Below are 17513 nucleotides of genomic sequence, written 5' to 3' on the forward strand. Positions count from 1 at the left end.
GCGGCGGGCCCCTCGGCGTCCACCCAAGTGGGGACGGACCCGGAGCGCAGCTCCCGCGGGGCGCCGGCGTTCGCAAGCGTACACTTGCGGCGTGACCGACCTGCGCCTGCGACCAGCCCGCACCTCCGACGTCCCCGCCATCAAGGACCTCGTGGCCCCGCTGGCGCGCGCCGGGGTGCTCATCAACAAGGACACGGTCGCCTACTACGAGGGCATCCAGGAGTTCCTGGTGGTGGAGGCGGTCGGCGACGAGCAGGCCGGTCTCGTGGGCTGCGGCGCGCTGCACGTGATGTGGGAGGACCTGGGCGAGGTCCGCACGCTGGCCACCTCCGACGCGTGGCGGGGCCGCGGGGTGGGCCGCACCCTGCTGGCCGGGCTGATCGAACGGGCCCGCGCCGTGGGGGTCTCGCGGGTGTTCTGCCTGACCTTCGAGGTGGACTTCTTCAGCCGCTACGGCTTCGAGGTCATGCCCAACCAGAACCAGGTGGACCCCGACGTCTTCGCCGAGCTGCTGCGCTCGCACGACGAGGGCGTGGCCGAGTACCTCGACCTGGCCCGCGTGAAGCCCAACACCCTCGGCAACACCCGGATGCTGCTGGAGCTCAGCCCGGAAGACTGACCCCGGCGGGCCCGGCGACGGCCAGCCCGTCCCGCACCAGCCCGTCCAGCGCGCGCCGGCGCTGCTCCTCCGGGGCCTCCAGCCCGTGCAGCGCGTCCAGGGCCCGGAGGGCCTCCGGCGGCAGGCCCGCGCCCGTCGCGACGTCGACGGGACCCGTGAGGTGGTGGGCCGGCACCGGCGCGGACCCGGCCCGCAGCACCGCCATGACCGCCCCGCGGACCTGGCGGTCCGTGCCGTGCCACCGCTGGCCCCGGGGGGCCTCCAGCGGCTCCGGCCGGCCCGCGGCGACCCACGCGCACGCCGACCGCACCGGGCACTGCTCGCACCGGGGGGAGCGGGCCGTGCAGACGAGGGCGCCGAGCTCCATGACCGCCTGGTTCCAGCGCACGGCCAGGGCGTCGTCGGCCGGCATCAGCTCCTCCGCGAGCCGCAGCTCGGCGGCCGTCAGCGACCGGGCCGGCAGGGCCCGCCCCGTGACGACCCGGGCGTGCACGCGGCGGATGTTCGTGTCCACCACGGTCTGCCGGTCCCCGAAGGCGAAGACCGCGATCGCGGCGGCCGTGTAGGCGCCCACGCCGGGCAGGGCCAGCAGCGCGTCGTGCGCCGCCGGCACCCGGCCCCCGTGCTGCTCGGTGATCTCGACGGCGGCCGCGTGCAGGCGCAGGGCCCGCCGCGGATAGCCGAGCCGGCCCCACGCGCGCACGGCCTCCCCGGCGCTCTCGGCCGCGAGGTCGGCGGGCCGCGGCCAGCGCCGCAGCCACGCCTGCCACACGGGCAGCACGCGCGCCACCGGAGTCTGCTGGAGCATGAACTCGCTGACCATGACCCCCCACGGGGTGCAGGCCGGGTCCCGCCACGGGAGGTCCCGGGCGGCGTCGTCGTACCAGTCGGTCACGGCCCGGTGCAGGTCCGGCAGGCCGGCGGCCGGGACGGGGGGCGGGGCAGCGTGCGGGGAGCTCATCGGAGTCCACTGTAGCCTGGGAGCATGGCGCAGAAGGGTTCCGGGAGCACCCCCCACGGACGGTCGGGGAACGGTCACGACGACGACGGACGAGCTCCCCGCCACCCCGGGTCCCGGCGCGAGAGCCCCGAGGTGTACCGGCGCCGCCGGCTCGTGGCGGCCCTCGCCGCGGGCGTGCTGCTCGTGCTCGTGGCCGTGGGGCTGGTCTCGGCCGTGGCGGGCATGCTGGGCCCCGAGGAGACGGAGGGGGTCCCGGCCCCGGACACGGCCACCGCGTCCGCCGCGGCGGCCTCGCAGGAGCCCTTCGCGGACTTCACGCCGCGGCCGGACGAGAGCGCGTCCGCGGCGGGGTCCGCGCCCGCCACGGAGGGCCCGGTCGAGGAGTGCGGTCCTGAGCTGGCCGTGCGGGCGTCCACGGACCGGGAGAGCTACGCCGAGGACGCGCAGCCGGTCCTCGTGCTGAGCCTCGAGAACACGGGGGAGGACCCCTGCCGCGTCAACGCGGGCACCTCCCAGATGGTCTACGAGGTGACCTCGGGGCCGGACACCGTCTTCGACAGCAGGCACTGCCAGGCCGGCTCCGAGGACGCGGAGGTGGTGCTCGAGCCCGGGCAGGAGCAGAGCGCGCGGCTGAGCTGGAACCGGGTGCGCACCGCCGAGGGCTGCACGGAGGCGGGGGGCGAGGCCCGGCCCGGCTACTACCGGCTCGAGACCTCGCTCGGGGAGCGCACGTCGGAGCCCGTGCCGTTCGTCCTGGAGTGAGCGCGCCGCGCGCGGCTCACATGAAGCGCTCGAGCAGGCTGGTCTCGGCCATCCGGGAGAGGGACTCGCGCACCGTGCGGGCCCGCTGCTCGCCGATGCCCTCGACCGCCTTGAGGTCCTCGAGGTTGGCGGCCATCAGGGACTGCAGGCCGTCGAACTGGCGCACCAGCCGGTTGGCCACCGCGCGCGGCATCGACTTGATGCCCTCCAGCAGCCGGTAGCCGTGCGGGTGCAGGTCCGTCTCGAGGCTGCCCTGGGGTTCGACGAGGCCCACCGACACCGCGATCCGCTGCAGGTCGATGAGCTCCGTGGGGGTGAGCTCGGCGAGGCGCGCCAGCCCCTCCTCGATGCCCTCCGCGGGGGTGCCGTCGGGCAGGTAGTCGCGCAGCACCACGTCCGGCCCGGGGCCGGTGCCCGCGGTGAGCTCCTCGAGCTGCAGGGCGATGAGCCGCCCGTCCACCCCGAGCTCGAGGACGTACCAGCCGATCTCGGAGGAGATCCGCCGGACCATCTCCATCCGCTGGAGGGTCAGGGCCACGTCCCGCGCCGTCACGGACGCCTCGATCTCGAGCGAGGACAGGTTTCCCAGCACCTGCTCCATCCGGTGGCTGTAGTGCTCGAGCGTCTGCAGGGCCTGGTTGGCGCGGGCCATGATCGACTGGGAGCCCTCGATGGCGTACCGGGTCTCGCCCACGTAGATCGTGATGACGCTCATGGACTGGCTCACGGAGATCACCGGCACCCCGGTCTCCTTGGCGGTGCGCTCCGCGGACCGGTGCCGGGTCCCGGACTCCGTGGTGCCGATGGAGGGGTCCGGCACGAGCTGGACCCCGGCCTTGAGGATCCGGGTGGCGTCCCGGTCGCAGATGATGGCGCCGTCCATCTTGGCCAGCTCCCGCAGCTTGGGCGCGGAGCAGTCGGTGTCGATGTCGAAGCCGCCGGAGCAGATGGTCTCGACGGAGCGGTCGAAGCCGAGGACGATCAGCCCGCCCGTGCGTCCGCGCAGGATCCTCTCGAGACCGGTGCGCAGCTCGGTGCCGGGCGCGATGCGGGCCAGCGTCTTGCGCAGTGCGTTCTCAGGGGTCTTCGCCACGGTCACATCATACGGCCGCGGCGGTCTGCCGCTTCCGGGCGGGAGCCGCGGCGGAGGCCGGGAAGAGCAGCTCCATGGCGTCGTTGATGGTGGTCACCTCCCGGACGGTGAACCCCGCCGGGACCGGGCCCGGCCCCGTGGGGCTCGCGGGCACCACCGCGTGCGTGAAGCCCAGCCGGGCGACCTCCTGGATGCGGCGCCCGATGCCCGGGACGGGCCGCACCTCGCCGGCCAGGCCCACCTCTCCGAAGCACACCAGGCGCTGCGGCAGGGGCCGGTCCTGCGCGGCCGAGGCCAGCGCCATGGCCACGGCGAGGTCGGTGGACGGCTCGGTGAGCTTCACGCCGCCGACCGTGGAGACGTAGCAGTCCAGCCCGGCCAGGTTCACGCCGGCCCGGCGCTGCAGGACGGCGAGGAGCATGGCGACCCTCGAGGAGTCGAGGCCGGCGGTGGCCCGCCGGGGCTGGGCGGTGGAGGAGCGGTCCAGCAGCGCCTGCACCTCGGCGAGCAGGGGCCGGCGGCCCTCGAGGGTCACCGTGAGGCACGTGCCGGACACCGGCATGGCCGTGCGGGAGACGAACAGGCCCGAGGGGTCCTCCACGCTCGTGATCCCGGTCTCGGTGAGGTCGAAGCAGCCGACCTCGTCCGTGGGGCCGTAGCGGTTCTTGACCGCCCGCAGCAGCCGGATCCGGGAGTGCTTCTCGCCCTCGAACTGGCACACCACGTCCACGAGGTGCTCGAGCAGCCGCGGACCGGCGATGGAGCCGTCCTTCGTCACGTGCCCCACGAGCAGCGTGGTCATGTTCCGCTTCTTGGCCGCGGCGATCAGGGACGCGGCGACCTCGCGGACCTGCGTCACCCCGCCCGCGGAGCCCTCGACCTCGGCGCTGGCCAGCGTCTGCACGGAGTCGACCACCAGCAGGCGTGGGGAGATCGTCTCGATGTGGCCCAGCGCCGTGGCCAGGTCCGTCTCGGCGGTGAGGTACAGGGTGGGCGCCACGGCGTCGATCCGGTCCGCGCGCAGCTTCACCTGCGCGGCGGACTCCTCGCCCGTGACGTAGAGGACGTCGCGGGTCCCCGAGCCCGTGCCCTCCGCGAAGCGGGCGGCGACGTCGAGCAGCAGCGTCGACTTCCCGACCCCGGGCTCGCCCGCCATCAGCACGACCGCGCCGGGGACGAGCCCGCCGCCGAGGACGCGGTCCAGCTCGGGCACCCCGGTGGGCGCCGAGGTCGCCACGGTGGCGTCCACCTGGGCGATGGGGCGGGCGGGCTCGGCGATCGACCGGGCGGCCGTGGTGCGGGCCCTGTGCTCGCCGATCTCCTCGACGGTGCCCCACGCCTGGCACTCCCCGCACCGGCCCACCCACTTGGCGGTGCTCCAGCCGCACTCGGTGCAGCGGTAGGCGGGGGAGTTGCGGCGGGTGCGGGTGCTCATGGCGTCCAGGCTAGCCGCCGGGTCGGACGGCACAGGTCCTGAAGACCCCGCGACCCGTGCTCAGGCGCGGTCCCAGCCCTCGAGCCGGGGGAGCTGGGCGCGCGCCTCCTCGTGCGTCATCCCGGCGGCCTCCAGGAGGTCCACGACCATGGGGCGCAGGTCCAGCACCAGGGTCTCGCCCTCCATGGTGCGCACCCCCATCCGTCCCGGGTGCAGGCGCCCGGCCACGTCGGCCAGCTCGTTGCGGGCCTGGCGCAGATAGCTCTCCCGGGAGCCGGGGGAGGCCACGGCGAGCGCGTTGCCCAGTGTGGTGACGGCGTCGGCGAGGTCGTCGAAGGCCGTGCCCATGGAGGCCACGGCCTCGTCCGAGAGCGTCACGTGGTTGAGCACGGAGGCGAGGCGGCGGGCGAGGACCCGCGCGTTGCGCACGGCGAGGTCCAGATAGCGGATGGAGTGCGCGATCCCTTCGATCTCCGCCCGGCGACCGCGGTACAGCGGTGAGGCCGTGGCGATCTCGAGGGAGGACTTCAGCCCGGACGTCACGGAGTCCACGAGCGGCTGGGTCTGGCGGGCGCGCACGAGAGCGTGCCAGGCGGCGGTGGCGTCGTAGTCCTCCACGGCCCGGCTCGCCTCCCGGAGGACCCCGGAGAACTCGTCGACGAGCGCCCGCAGCCCCTGGCGCGGCTGGCTCCGCGGGTCCGTGGGCACGAAGTAGGCCATGGCCAGGGCGCAGAGCCCGCCCACGACCGCGTCCGTGGAGCGGGCGAAGACCCCGTCCTGGGACGGCGGCAGCAGGACCACGAGCACGGACTGCAGCCCCATCTGGGTGGTGAACAGCGTGCCGTTGTCCAGGAAGCGGGCCAGCAGGATCGAGGTCATGAGCACCACGCAGGCCTGCCACACGCCCGTGCCCAGGACGTGGATCAGCGTGTCCCCCACGGCGATGCCGAGGGTGCAGCCGATGGAGACCTCCAGGACGCGCCGGTAGCGCAGCCCGTCCTTCGCGAAGCCCAGCGAGACCAGGGCCGCCGTGGCCGCGAAGATGGGCCCGGAGTGGCCCAGCAGCTGCTCGGCGATCACGTAGGCCCCGACGCTGGCCACCGTGATCTGGAAGCTCTGGAGCAGGCCCGTGCGGACCCGGGTGAGGCCGACCCGGGTGCGGCTGCGCACCGCGCGGGCCGCGGCTCGCGCACGGTTGCCTGGCTGCATGGGGCCATCCTAGGCGAGCGGCCCGGGGCCGCCGGCGAGCGGGCGGGGCCACCGTGCCGGCCCGGGAACGGGTGGCCGCGGTGTGAGATCCGCAACTCCGGCACGGCTCCGGAGGCCGGTGTTCACCCGCCGTTCATCTTGCCGGGTCAATCTGGCCACCTGCGCTCCCTAGCGTCTTCCGGAGAGAGGTTCGCGGGTCGACCGCAGATCCACCTCTTGCACCGGCCCGGAGATCCTCCGGCGCCACGACGGACCACGGCCCCGTGACGGGCCACGACTGTGATTTGAGGGGCAACAAGTGAAGGCATCCCACCTCGGCCGTTCTGCGGCCGTCCTGGCCATCGGCACGCTCGCGCTCACCGCGTGCGGTTCGGACAACGCCACGGGCGGAGGCTCCGGCTCCGCCGAGACCTCTGCGTCCGGCGTCTCCGGCACGCTGACCGGCATCGGGTCGTCGGCCCAGAACGCCGCGATGACGGCGTGGCAGAACGGCTTCCAGGAGGCCAACCCCGAGGCCACGGTGCAGTACTCCCCGGACGGCTCCGGCGCGGGCCGCGAGGCCTTCACCGCCGGCGGCGCCGACTTCGCGGGCTCGGACGCCTACCTCGACGAGGAGGAGTACGAGGCCTCCAAGGAGGTCTGCGGCCCCGAGGGCGCGTTCCACGTCCCGGCCTACATCTCCCCGATCGCGGTGGCGTTCAACCTGCCGGGCGTCGACACCGTGAACATGGACGGCGCGACCATCGCCCAGGTCTTCACCGGGGAGATCACCGAGTGGAACGACCCCGCCATCGCCGAGCAGAACCCCGACGCGGAGCTGCCGGACACCCCGATCACCGTGGTCCACCGCAACGACGAGTCCGGGACCACCGAGAACTTCCAGGAGTACCTGGCCGCGGCCGCCCCCGAGGTGTGGACCGAGGAGGTCTCCGGCAACTGGCCCTCCCAGTGGGCCGCCGAGAACAACAAGGGCACCGCCGGCGTGGTCCAGTCCACCAACGCCACCGAGGGCGCCATCACCTACGCGGACGCCTCCGCCGTGGGCGATCTCGGCACCGTGGCCGTGGGGGTGGGCGAGGAGTACGTCGAGTACTCCTCCGAGGCCGCCGCGAAGGCCGTCGAGGCCTCGTCCCCGGTCGAGGGCCGCGCCGAGTACGACATGGCGATGGACCTCGAGCGCGACACCACCGAGTCCGGGAGCTACCCGATCGTGCTCGTGTCGTACGAGATCTTCTGCCCGCAGTACGATTCCCAGGAGACCGCTGACCTCGCGAAGGCGTTCGGCGAGTACGTCATCAGCGAGGAGGGGCAGCAGGCGGCGGCCGAGGCGGCCGGCTCCGCCCCCATGTCCGAGAACCTGCGCACCGCCGCGCAGGAGGCGATCGACCAGATCACGGTCGCCGGCTGATCCAGTTCTGCTGGTCCCGTTCGGTGCGGGCCCGGGCCCTCCCGCCCGCGCCCGCGCCGAACGGGACATTCGTGTGTGAGGCGACCTCCGCGTGAGGCGCGTCACCGGACCCACGCGCGGGGACACCACTGCGTCCCCGCACCACCCGTGTCAGGCAATCGAAGGGGCACCCGACATGTCCACCACCGTCACCACCAGGAAGACCGCCGCCGGCGGCAAGGCGGGCGACTCGATCTTCTCCGGGCTCAGCCTCGGGGCCGGCGTGCTGATCCTCGCCGTCCTGGCGGCCGTGGCGCTGTTCCTGTTCCTGCAGGCGCTGCCCACCTTCCAGGCCCCCGCCGAGGAGATCTCCGGCGGCGCCGGCTTCTGGTCCTACATCTGGCCGATGGTCATCGGCACGGTGATCGCCGCCGTGATCGCGCTGGTGATCGCCACCCCGATCGGCGTGCTGGTGGCCCTGTACATCTCCCACTACGCGCCGGCGCGGATCGCCAAGCCCGTGGGCTACGTCATCGATCTGCTGGCGGCGATCCCGTCGGTGATCTACGGGGCCTGGGGCACCACCGTCCTGGCCGCCTCCGTAGTGCCCTTCTACGACTGGCTGTCGACCAACCTCGGGTTCATCCCGATCTTCAGCGGCCCGGCGTCCCAGACCGGCAAGACCATGCTCACGGCCGGGGTGGTGCTGGCCATCATGATCCTGCCGATCATCACGGCGATGTCCCGGGAGCTGTTCGTCCAGACCCCGAAGCTGCACGAGGAGGCCGCCCTGGCCCTCGGGGCGACCCGGTGGGAGATGATCCGGATGACGGTGCTGCCCTTCGCCCGCCCGGGGATCATCTCCGCGGTGATGCTCGCCCTGGGCCGCGCGCTGGGCGAGACCATGGCGGTGGCCCTGGTGCTCTCGAGCGGCCCGCTCACCTCGTCGCTCGTGCAGTCCGGGAACCAGACCATCGCGGCGGAGATCGCCCTCAACTTCCCGGAGGCCTACGGCCTGCGGCTGTCCGAGCTCATCGCCGCGGGCCTGATCCTCTTCGTGATCACCCTCGTGGTGAACATCATCGCCCGCGCCATCGTCGCCCGCTACAAGGAATTCTCGGGAGCCAACTGATGTCCTCCACCGCCTTCCGCAATCCCACGCCGGTGCGTCCCTCCTCGCCCCGCCGGTCGATGCTCACCCGCAACCAGAGGCCGGCGTGGCTGGTCCCCGTGATCGGTGCCGCCGCCATCGTGGTGGGGGCGGCCCTCGCGGCCCTCCTGGGCTTCTCCACGGCCCTCTGGGCCGTCCTCGCCGCCGTGGTCTTCCTGGTCGCCGCACCCGTCGTCGTCTCGGTGATCGAGGGCGGGCGCAAGGGTGCCGACTCGCTGATGACCTACCTCGTCTACACGGCGTTCGTCCTGGCGGTGATCCCGCTGATCTCCGTGATCTGGACGGTGCTCGCCAACGGCCTCCCGGGCCTGACCTCCAACCTGCTGCTGACGTCCATGAACGGTGTCACCGGTGCCACGGACAACGCCGCGGCCGCGGGGGACGGGCCCGTGCTGGGCGGCGCGTACCACGCGATCGTGGGCACGGTGTCGATCACCTTCTGGGCCACCCTGCTCTCGGTCCCCATCGGCCTGCTGACGGCCATCTACCTCGTGGAGTACTCGAAGGGCGGCTGGCTGGGGCGCGGCATCACCTTCTTCGTGGACGTCATGACGGGCATCCCGTCCATCGTGGCGGGCCTGTTCGCCGCGGCCTTCTTCGGGCTGCTGCTCGGCCCGTCCACCCGCTTCGGCTTCGTGGCGGCCGTCGCGCTGACCGTGCTGATGATCCCCACGGTCGTGAAGAACACCGAGGAGATGCTGAAGATCGTCCCCAACGAGCTGCGCGAGGCGGCCTACGCGCTGGGCGTGCGCAAGTGGCGGACGATCATCAAGGTGGTGATCCCCACCGCGATCTCCGGCATCGCCTCCGGCGTGACCCTGGCGATCGCCCGGGTCATCGGGGAGACCGCCCCGCTGCTCGTCACCGCGGGCTTCGCCACCGCCATCAACTGGAACTCGTTCTCCGGGTGGATGACCACGCTGCCCACGTTCATCTACTACCAGATCATGACGCCCACGTCCCCGACGAACCCCGACCCCTCGCAGCAGCGCGCGTGGGCCGCGGCGCTGCTGCTGATCCTGATCGTGATGCTGCTCAACCTCGTGGCCCGACTGGTCGCGCGGGCCTTCGCGCCCAAGACCGCCGGCCGCTGACGCGCGCCGCGCACCCACCGGACCTCCGCACGCACCTCCCGCACGCACCTCTGCGAGAAAGAAGCAAGGAACACACATGTCCAAGCGAATCGACGTCGACCACCTCAATGTCTACTACGGCGACTTCCTGGCCGTCGAGGACGTCAGCATGGGGATCGACGCCCGGTCGGTGACCGCGTTCATCGGCCCGTCCGGCTGCGGCAAGTCGACCTTCCTGCGCACCCTCAACCGCATGCACGAGGTCATCCCCGGCGCCCGCGCCGAGGGCCAGGTACTCCTCGACGGGGAGGACCTCTACGGCCCCGGCGTGGACCCCGTGGTGGTGCGCTCCATGATCGGGATGGTCTTCCAGCGCCCCAACCCGTTCCCCACCATGTCCATCCGCGACAACGTGCTCGCGGGCGTGAAGCTCAACAGCAAGCGGATCTCGCGCGGTGACGCCGACGCGCTCGTGGAGAGCTCCCTGCAGGGCGCGAACCTGTGGAACGAGGTCAAGGACCGCCTGGACAAGCCGGGCTCGAGCCTCTCCGGCGGCCAGCAGCAGCGCCTGTGCATCGCCCGGGCGATCGCGGTGAAGCCCGACGTGATCCTCATGGACGAGCCGGCCTCCGCCCTGGACCCGATCTCCACCCTGGCGATCGAGGACCTGATCAACGAGCTGAAGCAGGACTACACCGTGGTCATCGTGACCCACAACATGCAGCAGGCCGCGCGCATCTCGGACCGGACGGCGTTCTTCAACATCCAGGGCACGGGCAAGCCGGGCAAGCTCATCGAGTACGGCCCCACGTCCGAGATCTTCAGCAACCCGCGGGAGAAGCAGACGGAGGACTACGTCTCCGGCCGCTTCGGCTGAGCCGTCCCGCCCCCGGAGGCACGGGCGCCGGTCACCCCGCGGGGTGGCCGGCGCCCGTCGTCGTCGACGCCCTCGACCGCCTCCCGGGCCCGGCGGCGGAGCCCGCGCGGCCGCCCCTGCGCCGGCGTCCTGGACGTGGTGCCCCGCCCCCCCTAGAGCAGCGGTGAGAGGGCGAGCAGCAGGGTGCCGGAGATCGCCGCGCACGCCGGGACGGTGAGGACCCACACGAGCAGGACCCGCTTCACCACCCTGACGTTGACGGTGTGGAAGCGCTGCTGCCGTCCCGCCCCCAGGATCGCGGCGGCGGTGGTCTGGGACGTGGACATCGGCACGGGGATCAGCGTCCCGCCCAGGAACAGCAGGGCTCCCGCGACGCCCTGGGCCACGGCGCCGCGGAACGGGTCGATCGTGATCATCCGGGAGGAGAGGGTGTAGGCGATCCGCCAGGCCCCGAACAGGGTGCCCGTGGCCAGCCCGGCCGCGATGAGCAGGAACAGCCACGGGGTGGAGCCGGCCAGCGGGTCCGCGAACCCGGCGCACAGCAGCAGCGTCGCGAGGATCCACGCGGCCCGGCGGCCGTGGTGGATGCCGTGCCCGAAGGAGACGGCCGCCGCGCCGCCGGCCAGGACCAGCCGGGAGCGGAACGTGGTCGTGTCCGGCTCGGAGTGCCGCAGCAGGTGCAGCAGGGGCACCACGAGCACCCAGGCCACGGCGTAGGCGGACAGCGGCGCCAGCACGAGGGGCACGACGACCTGGTACAGGGCCTCGGCCGTCAGCGGGTTCCCGTCGACGAGGTCCACGGCGTGGGCGCCCAGCAGCGCGCCGAGCAGCCCGCCCGACAGCGCCGTGGTCGAGGAGCTCGGCATGCCCCACCACCAGGTGAGCAGGTTCCAGCCGATCGTGGTCACCAGGGCGCAGACGATCGTCGCGGAGCCCACCACGTCGTGCGGCACGGGCACGCCCGTGATGATCCAGTCCGCGAGCAGGTACGCGGCGGCCCACACGCCGGCGGCGTTGACGAGCGCGGTGAACACCAGGCCCACCCGGGGCGTGAGCGCGCGGAAGCGCACGGGCAGGGCCAGGGCGTTGGGGGCGTCGTGGAAACCGTTGACGAGCACGTGGGCCACGGCCAGGACGATCCCGAGAACGGTCAGGGCCGTCAGCACGGGGTCAGGACTCCGCCACGACGATGCGGCCCACCTCGGTGGAGACCCGGACGAGGGCCCGGGCGGCTCCGGCGAAGCGCCGGACGGCGCGCTCCCGCCGCATCGCGGCGATCGCCTTGTGGTGCTCCAGCAGGTGGGACATGTGCAGCTGGTAGATGCGCTCCGACTGCTTGCCCAGCCGCAGCATCTCGTACCAGTAGTCGTCCAGGCCCTGGAGGCTGCCGAGGTCGCGCATCGCCCGGGTGGTCAGCTCGGACATCCGCTCGATCACCCCGAGCTGGTCCGTGGCGTACGAGGGCGGCCGGGTGAGGGCGTAGGCGACGTGGGCCTCCGCGACGGCCAGCAGCTCCTCGGCGGCCTTGTTGAGCCAGTGCCCCAGGATGTAGACGTCCTGCCGGGGAATGGGGATCACGAACGTGGAGCGCACCGTGGTCATCACGGAGAAGTACAGGTCCGTGGACCGGGCCTCGCACTCGCGGACCGCGTCGAGGGTCGTGGTGTCGACCTCGGGGGAGCCCAGCAGCTCGGACAGGAGCCGGACGGCCTCCGTCACCTGTCCCGACATGTCCGCCAGCAGGTCCAGGACCAGCTCGTCCTCCGGGAAGATGCGAAGCGCCATGTGGTGACCGTCCTGGGCGTGGGGACCTGCGCCGCGGAGCACGGCGGATCCCACTGTACATGGGGGCGTCGGGCGGCCCGGGGGCGCCCGGTGGTCCCCGGGAGGAGGGAAGAGGGGCGGTGCCGGACCGGGAGCGCCTCTCGGCGGAAGGCCGCTCGTGGCGGCTATGTGATGGAGCCCGGGGCTGCCGCGGCCCGGCACCTGGCTCCCATGGTAGTCGACGTGCACGTGAGGCCAAGTCCTGCGGCTGTGGGCTCCCGCACGGCAGGGCTCACGGGGCCGGCGCGGCGGAGCTCAGTCGAGGTGGCCGCGGCGCCACTGGTTCGCGGCGGCCTCGAGCTCCTCCGCGGTCCGTTCGAGCCGCTGGGTGAGGGCCACGGTGCTCGGGGGCCGTGCCGCGCCGGGGTCCACGACCGGCATCTGCCCGGTGTCCGCCAGCCGGATCCGGCCGAGGGCGATCACGCGGCAGAAGGCCGCGAACCGGTCCAGGGCGACGTCGAACTCCCCGTTGAACGCCCCGGAGAGGATGGCGTCCGCCATCGAGGTGATCTCCTCCGCCCCGGGCGGCTCCGCGACCCCGGCCACCACGTGCGAGACCTGCGCGGTGCTCCGCCCCGCCGCGAAGTAGCGGCCCATCCGCACCGGGTCCTTCCGGACCCCGGCCCGCAGGGCGTAGAGCCGCCACAGGGCCCCGGGCAGGGAGACCGCCGGGGCCTCCGCCCACATCTCGGCGATCCCCTCCAGGCCCTGCTCGTCGGTCAGCTCGATGAGCCGCCGGCTGATCTCGGGGTCGTCGCTGGCGCGCCCGCGGGAGACCAGGGCGTGGGCGGCGAGGTGGGCGGCCTCGGAGACGCGCGCCGGGTCGGGGCCGCCCTCGTGCGCGTCGAACTGCTCCGGGGAGAACTTCACCGGCTTGTGGTGGCGGGGAGCTTCGCTCATGCGTCCAGCGTACGGCCGTGGCCCGCGGCGGGCCACGGAGCGCTCACCAGTCGCTGGCCGAGGCGTGCACCGCCGCGTCCCGCCACTGCTGGTCGGCCCGCTCGAAGCCGTCCCGGGCCAGTGCCTTCCACAGCCGCAGTCCCAGGGCGGGGTCCTCCTGCTCGAGCTCCGCGAGCGTCTGCGGGGGCAGCACCCGCGCGGTGACGTCGGTGACGGCGCTGAGCGTCACGTGCTGCTTGTCCCCGGTGCCGAGGGCGAGCTCCCCGAAGCTCATCCCGGGCCCGAGGACCTGCAGCTCGACGCGCTCGCCGACGGGGGTGCGCAGGGACATCGAGACGCTGCCGCTGACGATGAGGTGGATGCCGGCGAAGTTCTGTCCCGTGCGCAGGATGTTCTCCCCGGCCGCCCACGTCCGTTCGACGGTCCGCGCGCGGAGGGCGCGGGCGTCCTCGGGCTCCAGCCGGGAGAACAGCTCGGACTCCACGGGCCGGACCCGGGACGGGGTGCACTCCGGTCCGCCGTGCTCCTCGAGCAGCGCGTCCTCGACCCACTTGATGGCCGCGGCCCGGCTGGGGAAGACCTCCAGCGGCGGCTCGCCCTCGAAGGAGTCGGCGAAGCCCGGATCGGTGGCCACCGCCACCACGGTGCGGCCCGCCGCCTGCAGCTCGGCCCGGGTCTTGGCCAGCAGCGGTATGGCGTACTCCGCGATCACGTCCACCCGGCGCAGGTCCACCACCACGTACTGGGCGCCGTAGGCGACGTCGCGGACCGTGCGGATCGCGGTCTCGGTGCCCGTGAACAGCAGGTCGCCCTGGAGCTCCACGACCACGGCGTCCTTGCCGTGCTCGGCCAGCACCGCCTCGGCCTCGGCGTTGCGGCGCACGAGCGACGGGGACTGGTCGATCGGGTAGCTGGCGCGCACGGTGGAGCGGGCCACCCGGGCGGTGTGCGTGAAGTGCAGGTCGAGGTCCTGGGAGAGCCGCTCGCAGGCGAGCACCCCGCGCACGCTGTTGCCGTGCCGGTCCAGGGCCGGGGAGAAGGTGGCCACCGCCAGCTCCCCGGGCAGGACGGCGATGATGCCGCCGCCCACCCCGGACTTCGCGGGCAGGCCCACCCGGACCATCCACTCGCCGGCGTCGTCGTACATCCCGCAGGAGCTCATGACGGACAGCACCCGGGAGACCGTCCCGACGTCGAACACCTCGTCCCCGGTCAGCGGGTTCGTGCCCCCGTTGGCGAGGGTCGCGCCCATCAGGGCGAGGTCGCGGCACGTGATGAGCACCGAGCACTGGGCGAAGTAGTCCTCGAGGGCCTGGGTCGGGTCCCCGTCGATGATCCCGGCGGAGGCCAGGAGATAGCCGAGGGCGCGGTTGCGGTCCCCGGCGTCGCGCTCCTGGTCGAGGACCTCCGGGCTGATCGCCAGCTCCCGGCCCGCGCACCGCGAGTAGGCGTCCCGGATCCGGTCCCGGCGCAGGTCGCGGTCGCTGTCGGGCACGAGCCACGTCGAGGCGATAGCGCCGGCGTTGATCATCGGGTTGGCGGGCCGTCCGGTGCCGGGCTGGAGGGAGATCTCGTTGTAGGCGTCCCCGCTGGGCTCCACGTCCATCTTCGCGTGCACCGCCTCCGCCCCGAGGTCGGAGAGCGCGAGCGCGTAGGTGAAGGCCTTGGAGATCGACTGGATGCTGAACTCGTCCCGCGTGCTGCCGGCCTCGTAGACGTGCCCGTCCGCGGTGGCGATGACGACGCCGAAGCGCTCGGTGTCGGCCTGCGCGAGCGCGGGGATGGAGGGGCTGGGCTCGCCGCCGCGGACGTCCCGCAGCTGCTCCACCACCTGCGCGAGGTACTCGGTGACGGCCGACGGGCCGAAGAGCCCCGTCTCGGCGCGTGCTTCTTCCTCGGTGCTCGGGTGCGGCACGGTCGGTCCTCCGGTCGGGTCGGCGTGGGCGGCACGGGACAGGCCACCACTCTAGCCGTCGGGCGGCTGAGCGGATCCGGCCTGCCCGCCGGGGGCGGCGGGGTCCGGGTCGCGGCGGGAACCGTGCGGTAGAGTGGTGCCCGCTCCGGACCGGCCGTGCCCCGCGCCCGCCGGTGGAGCACGGGCCTCTAGCTCAGTTGGCAGAGCAGTGGACTTTTAATCCATGGGTCGTGGGTTCGAGCCCCACGGGGCCCACGCAGCGCAAGGGCCTCGGCCCCCGGGAACTCCCGGGGGCCGGGGCCCTTCGCCGTGGCCGGCACGCGGATCGTGTCCCGGGAGCGCCGCGGTCCCCGGGTGGAGGCCTCCGTCGCAGGGGCGGCCCTCGGCGCCGGCCGGGCGGGCGCGCTCCGTGGCGGCCCCGGTGAGGCAGCGGGCGGAGTCGACGAGGCGGGCGTTGCGCTCGGCCGCCCACTGCGGGATCCGGGCGGGCATCGTGGCGTACCAGCCCAGGTTGTCCCGGCACTGCGCCCTCAGGGCGGAGCCGGCGCCGGTGTCGGTCGCCGTCACGGTGAGGGTGGAGGGGAAACGTCGCCGTCCCCGGGCGGACCCGGTGCCGCTGAGCCGGAACGCGACGTCCGACCCGACGTCGACGACGGCCTCCTTGCCCTTCTGCCGGACCGTGGCGCCATCCGCGCGGAAGTGCTCCGTGATGCGGTCCAGGGCCTGGGCGGCGGGCAGCCCCGACGCCCACTCGTCCTGGAGGCAGAAGCGCTCGTGGCGTGCCGCACGGGGGGCCCACCGGCAGAACAGGAGACCGGCGCCGACGGTCCCCAGCCAGAGCACCGTCGCCCAGAGCGGGAGCTCCAGCCGGCGCAGCGCCCAGAACGGCGCCAGCAGAAGGACCGCCCCGAGTGCCGTCAGACCCCTCGGTGTTCCCCGGGTGTCGGTCATGAACGCGTTCCCCCTCCGCGCGGCGAGCGGTGCCCCGTCAGCTGGCTTCCTTCCTACGGGAGGGCATTTGCACCTGCAAGACACGCAAGGGGGGACAGGGGCGGGGGCGCTTCGCGCGCGGAGACCGTGGTGCCGTGGTCCCGGCCGCACGGTCCGCGGTCACGGAGCTGCCGCGGAGCACGTGCCGGGAAGCTCTGCGCCGGGGCGCGGGCGGCGAACTGCTAGTCGAGCAGGGCGAGGGCCTCGCCGATGCGGTCGCGCAGGGCCCTGGCCTGCTCCACGGTCCACGCCTCATGGCCGATGTGGAGGACCGTGCCGTCGGGATGGGCGTAGGAGCCGTCCGCGGTGCTGATGAGCTCCCAGGTCTCCAGGAGCGCGACCGGTGACGGGCCGGCGAGGGACCGGGCGGGCAGCTCCCGCGAGTTGGTGACCGTCTCGGGGTCGGTCATCTCCTGACGGGTGGCCCAGTGGGGGCGGGGGACGAGAGCGGTGTTCTCGTACATGGGGGTGCCTTCCAGGAAGAGGGGGTATGTCCATGTTTGTGCATGTGACGACGTGTTCGCACTCGTGGCGTGCGCGTGTCGCCGATGGATCGAGGAGTAGACGTCCGTCGGCCCCGCCTGCACTTTTGTCCTGCCGGAGGGCGTCGCCGAGCCGGGTCCGGCCTGCTGCCCGCCCTACGGCCCCTCGAGCTGCTCGGAGGGGGTGGGGACGGACTCGGGGCCGGGCGGGTCCGGCGCCGGGGCCGCGGGGCCGGTCCCGGGGTCCGTCGGAAGACCGTCCGGGGTGGGGGTCGGAGTGGTCGTGACCGGGGGAGGAGGGCTGAACGAGGTGGGAGAGACGCCGGGCGTGCTCTCCGCGTCCTGCGGCCGGTCGTCGCACCCGGTCAGCGTCAGCGCGAGCAGGGCCACGGCGGGGATCGTGCGGCGCATCGGGAGCCTCTCTGTCGGGGACGACTCCTCCTACGGTAGCGGGGCGCGGCGCCGTCGCGGAGGAACGTCGCGGAGGAAGGTCGGGTCGCGGGCCCGGCCGCCGCCGGTCCGCCCGGGTGTGCGAGGATCCGGGGACCAGGGTGCCGACCGGCAGGAGCCGCCATGTCCGAGCGAAGCAGCGAACGCACGGCCCTCGTCCTGCTGTCCGCGACCGCGGTGCTGCTGCTCGGGGGCCAGCTCCTCACCTGGTCCGCGGAGGACGGGGCGTTCAGCGCCCTCGTGCTCGTGCTGCTGCTGCTCTGGTCGGCGGTCATCGCCGTCCGGGTGGTCCGCTTCCTCCGGCGGGACCGGCGCCCGGACGATGCCGGACCCGACGGGCACGGGCCCGACGGCCCCGCGTAGGG

The 17513-nt window shown here is 73.5% G+C and carries 17 protein-coding genes and 1 tRNA gene; 8 read left to right on the forward strand and 10 right to left on the reverse strand.

Going from position 1 to position 17513, the window contains the following annotated elements; genetic code table 11:
* Nucleotides 1-91: 91 nt before the first annotated feature.
* Entirely contained in the window at nt 92-619 is a 528-nt protein-coding gene (locus AVL61_RS15930) for an amino-acid N-acetyltransferase (RefSeq protein WP_058875292.1), read from the forward strand.
* Here AVL61_RS15930 and AVL61_RS15935 read toward each other — a convergent pair.
* On the reverse strand, nt 603-1580 hold the full coding sequence (locus AVL61_RS15935; RefSeq protein WP_058875293.1) for an HhH-GPD family protein: 978 nt from the start codon (nt 1578-1580) through the stop codon (nt 603-605). The genes AVL61_RS15930 and AVL61_RS15935 overlap by 17 nt on opposite strands.
* 24 nt (nt 1581-1604) lie before the next feature.
* On the opposite strand from AVL61_RS15935, the gene AVL61_RS15940 reads away from it, so the two are divergent.
* Nucleotides 1605-2342: a hypothetical protein gene (locus tag AVL61_RS15940; protein WP_231738457.1), complete on the forward strand. Its 738-nt coding sequence runs from the start codon at nt 1605-1607 to the stop codon at nt 2340-2342.
* Nucleotides 2343-2358: 16 nt separating this feature from the next.
* On the opposite strand, the gene disA is transcribed toward AVL61_RS15940, so the two are convergent.
* From disA to AVL61_RS15955, 3 genes are read right to left on the reverse strand one after another with little or no spacing between them, the layout of a single operon-like run.
* Entirely contained in the window at nt 2359-3435 is a 1077-nt protein-coding gene (gene disA / locus AVL61_RS15945; RefSeq protein ID WP_058875374.1) for a DNA integrity scanning diadenylate cyclase DisA, read from the reverse strand.
* A 7-nt stretch (nt 3436-3442) separates the two neighbouring features.
* Nucleotides 3443-4870 carry a DNA repair protein RadA gene (radA, locus tag AVL61_RS15950; protein WP_058875295.1) on the reverse strand — a complete coding sequence of 476 codons (1428 nt, stop codon included), beginning with the start codon at nt 4868-4870 and terminating at the stop codon, nt 3443-3445.
* Between the two features lie 60 nt (nt 4871-4930).
* A complete protein-coding gene (locus AVL61_RS15955; RefSeq protein WP_058875296.1) occupies nt 4931-6079 on the reverse strand; it encodes an FUSC family protein in 1149 nt (382 codons plus the stop codon).
* Nucleotides 6080-6377: 298 nt separating this feature from the next.
* Here AVL61_RS15955 and pstS point away from each other — a divergent pair, with 298 nt between their 5' ends.
* The 4 genes from pstS (at nt 6378) to pstB (ending at nt 10587) form a co-directional block, all read left to right on the forward strand.
* Nucleotides 6378-7487 (forward strand): phosphate ABC transporter substrate-binding protein PstS, encoded by a 1110-nt coding sequence (gene pstS / locus AVL61_RS15960; protein ID WP_058875297.1) that lies wholly within the window; start codon nt 6378-6380, stop codon nt 7485-7487.
* 175 nt (nt 7488-7662) lie between these two features.
* The gene (gene pstC, locus AVL61_RS15965) at nt 7663-8598 is read left to right on the forward strand and encodes a phosphate ABC transporter permease subunit PstC (protein ID WP_058875298.1); all 936 of its coding nucleotides are present in this window, start codon (nt 7663-7665) and stop codon (nt 8596-8598) included.
* Complete coding sequence (gene pstA / locus AVL61_RS15970) at nt 8598-9731, forward strand: phosphate ABC transporter permease PstA (protein ID WP_058875299.1); 1134 nt, start codon at nt 8598-8600, stop codon at nt 9729-9731. Before pstC ends, pstA begins: the two co-directional genes overlap by 1 nt.
* 76 nt (nt 9732-9807) lie before the next feature.
* Complete coding sequence (gene pstB / locus AVL61_RS15975; protein ID WP_058875300.1) at nt 9808-10587, forward strand: phosphate ABC transporter ATP-binding protein PstB; 780 nt, start codon at nt 9808-9810, stop codon at nt 10585-10587.
* A gap of 152 nt (nt 10588-10739) precedes the next feature.
* Here the strand turns inward: pstB and AVL61_RS15980 are convergent, their stop codons facing one another.
* The 4 genes from AVL61_RS15980 to glsA all read right to left on the reverse strand — a co-directional run bounded on the left by AVL61_RS15980 (nt 10740) and on the right by glsA (nt 15226).
* Nucleotides 10740-11753, reverse strand: a complete 1014-nt coding sequence (locus AVL61_RS15980) for an inorganic phosphate transporter (RefSeq protein WP_058875301.1) — start codon at nt 11751-11753, stop codon at nt 10740-10742.
* A gap of 4 nt (nt 11754-11757) precedes the next feature.
* Nucleotides 11758-12372: a DUF47 domain-containing protein gene (locus AVL61_RS15985; protein ID WP_058875302.1), complete on the reverse strand. Its 615-nt coding sequence runs from the start codon at nt 12370-12372 to the stop codon at nt 11758-11760.
* A 294-nt stretch (nt 12373-12666) separates the two neighbouring features.
* Entirely contained in the window at nt 12667-13311 is a 645-nt protein-coding gene (locus AVL61_RS15990; RefSeq protein WP_058875303.1) for a hypothetical protein, read from the reverse strand.
* Between the two features lie 43 nt (nt 13312-13354).
* A complete protein-coding gene (gene glsA, locus AVL61_RS15995) occupies nt 13355-15226 on the reverse strand; it encodes a glutaminase A (RefSeq protein WP_058875304.1) in 1872 nt (623 codons plus the stop codon).
* 182 nt (nt 15227-15408) lie between these two features.
* Between glsA and AVL61_RS16000 the strand changes: the two genes are divergently transcribed.
* Nucleotides 15409-15481 (forward strand) — tRNA-Lys (locus AVL61_RS16000).
* Nucleotides 15482-16398: 917 nt separating this feature from the next.
* Here the strand turns inward: AVL61_RS16000 and AVL61_RS16005 are convergent.
* Both AVL61_RS16005 and AVL61_RS16010 read right to left on the reverse strand, forming a co-directional pair.
* The gene (locus AVL61_RS16005; protein WP_058875305.1) at nt 16399-16680 is read right to left on the reverse strand and encodes a hypothetical protein; all 282 of its coding nucleotides are present in this window, start codon (nt 16678-16680) and stop codon (nt 16399-16401) included.
* A gap of 174 nt (nt 16681-16854) precedes the next feature.
* A complete protein-coding gene (locus tag AVL61_RS16010; RefSeq protein WP_058875306.1) occupies nt 16855-17109 on the reverse strand; it encodes a hypothetical protein in 255 nt (84 codons plus the stop codon).
* 162 nt (nt 17110-17271) lie between these two features.
* Between AVL61_RS16010 and AVL61_RS16015 the strand changes: the two genes are divergently transcribed.
* Entirely contained in the window at nt 17272-17511 is a 240-nt protein-coding gene (locus tag AVL61_RS16015) for a hypothetical protein (RefSeq protein WP_058875307.1), read from the forward strand.
* Nucleotides 17512-17513: the final 2 nt, after the last annotated feature.

It is taken from the genome of Kocuria rosea subsp. polaris, from assembly GCF_001483755.1.
Classification (GTDB): Bacteria; Actinomycetota; Actinomycetes; order Actinomycetales; family Micrococcaceae; genus Kocuria; species Kocuria cellulosilytica.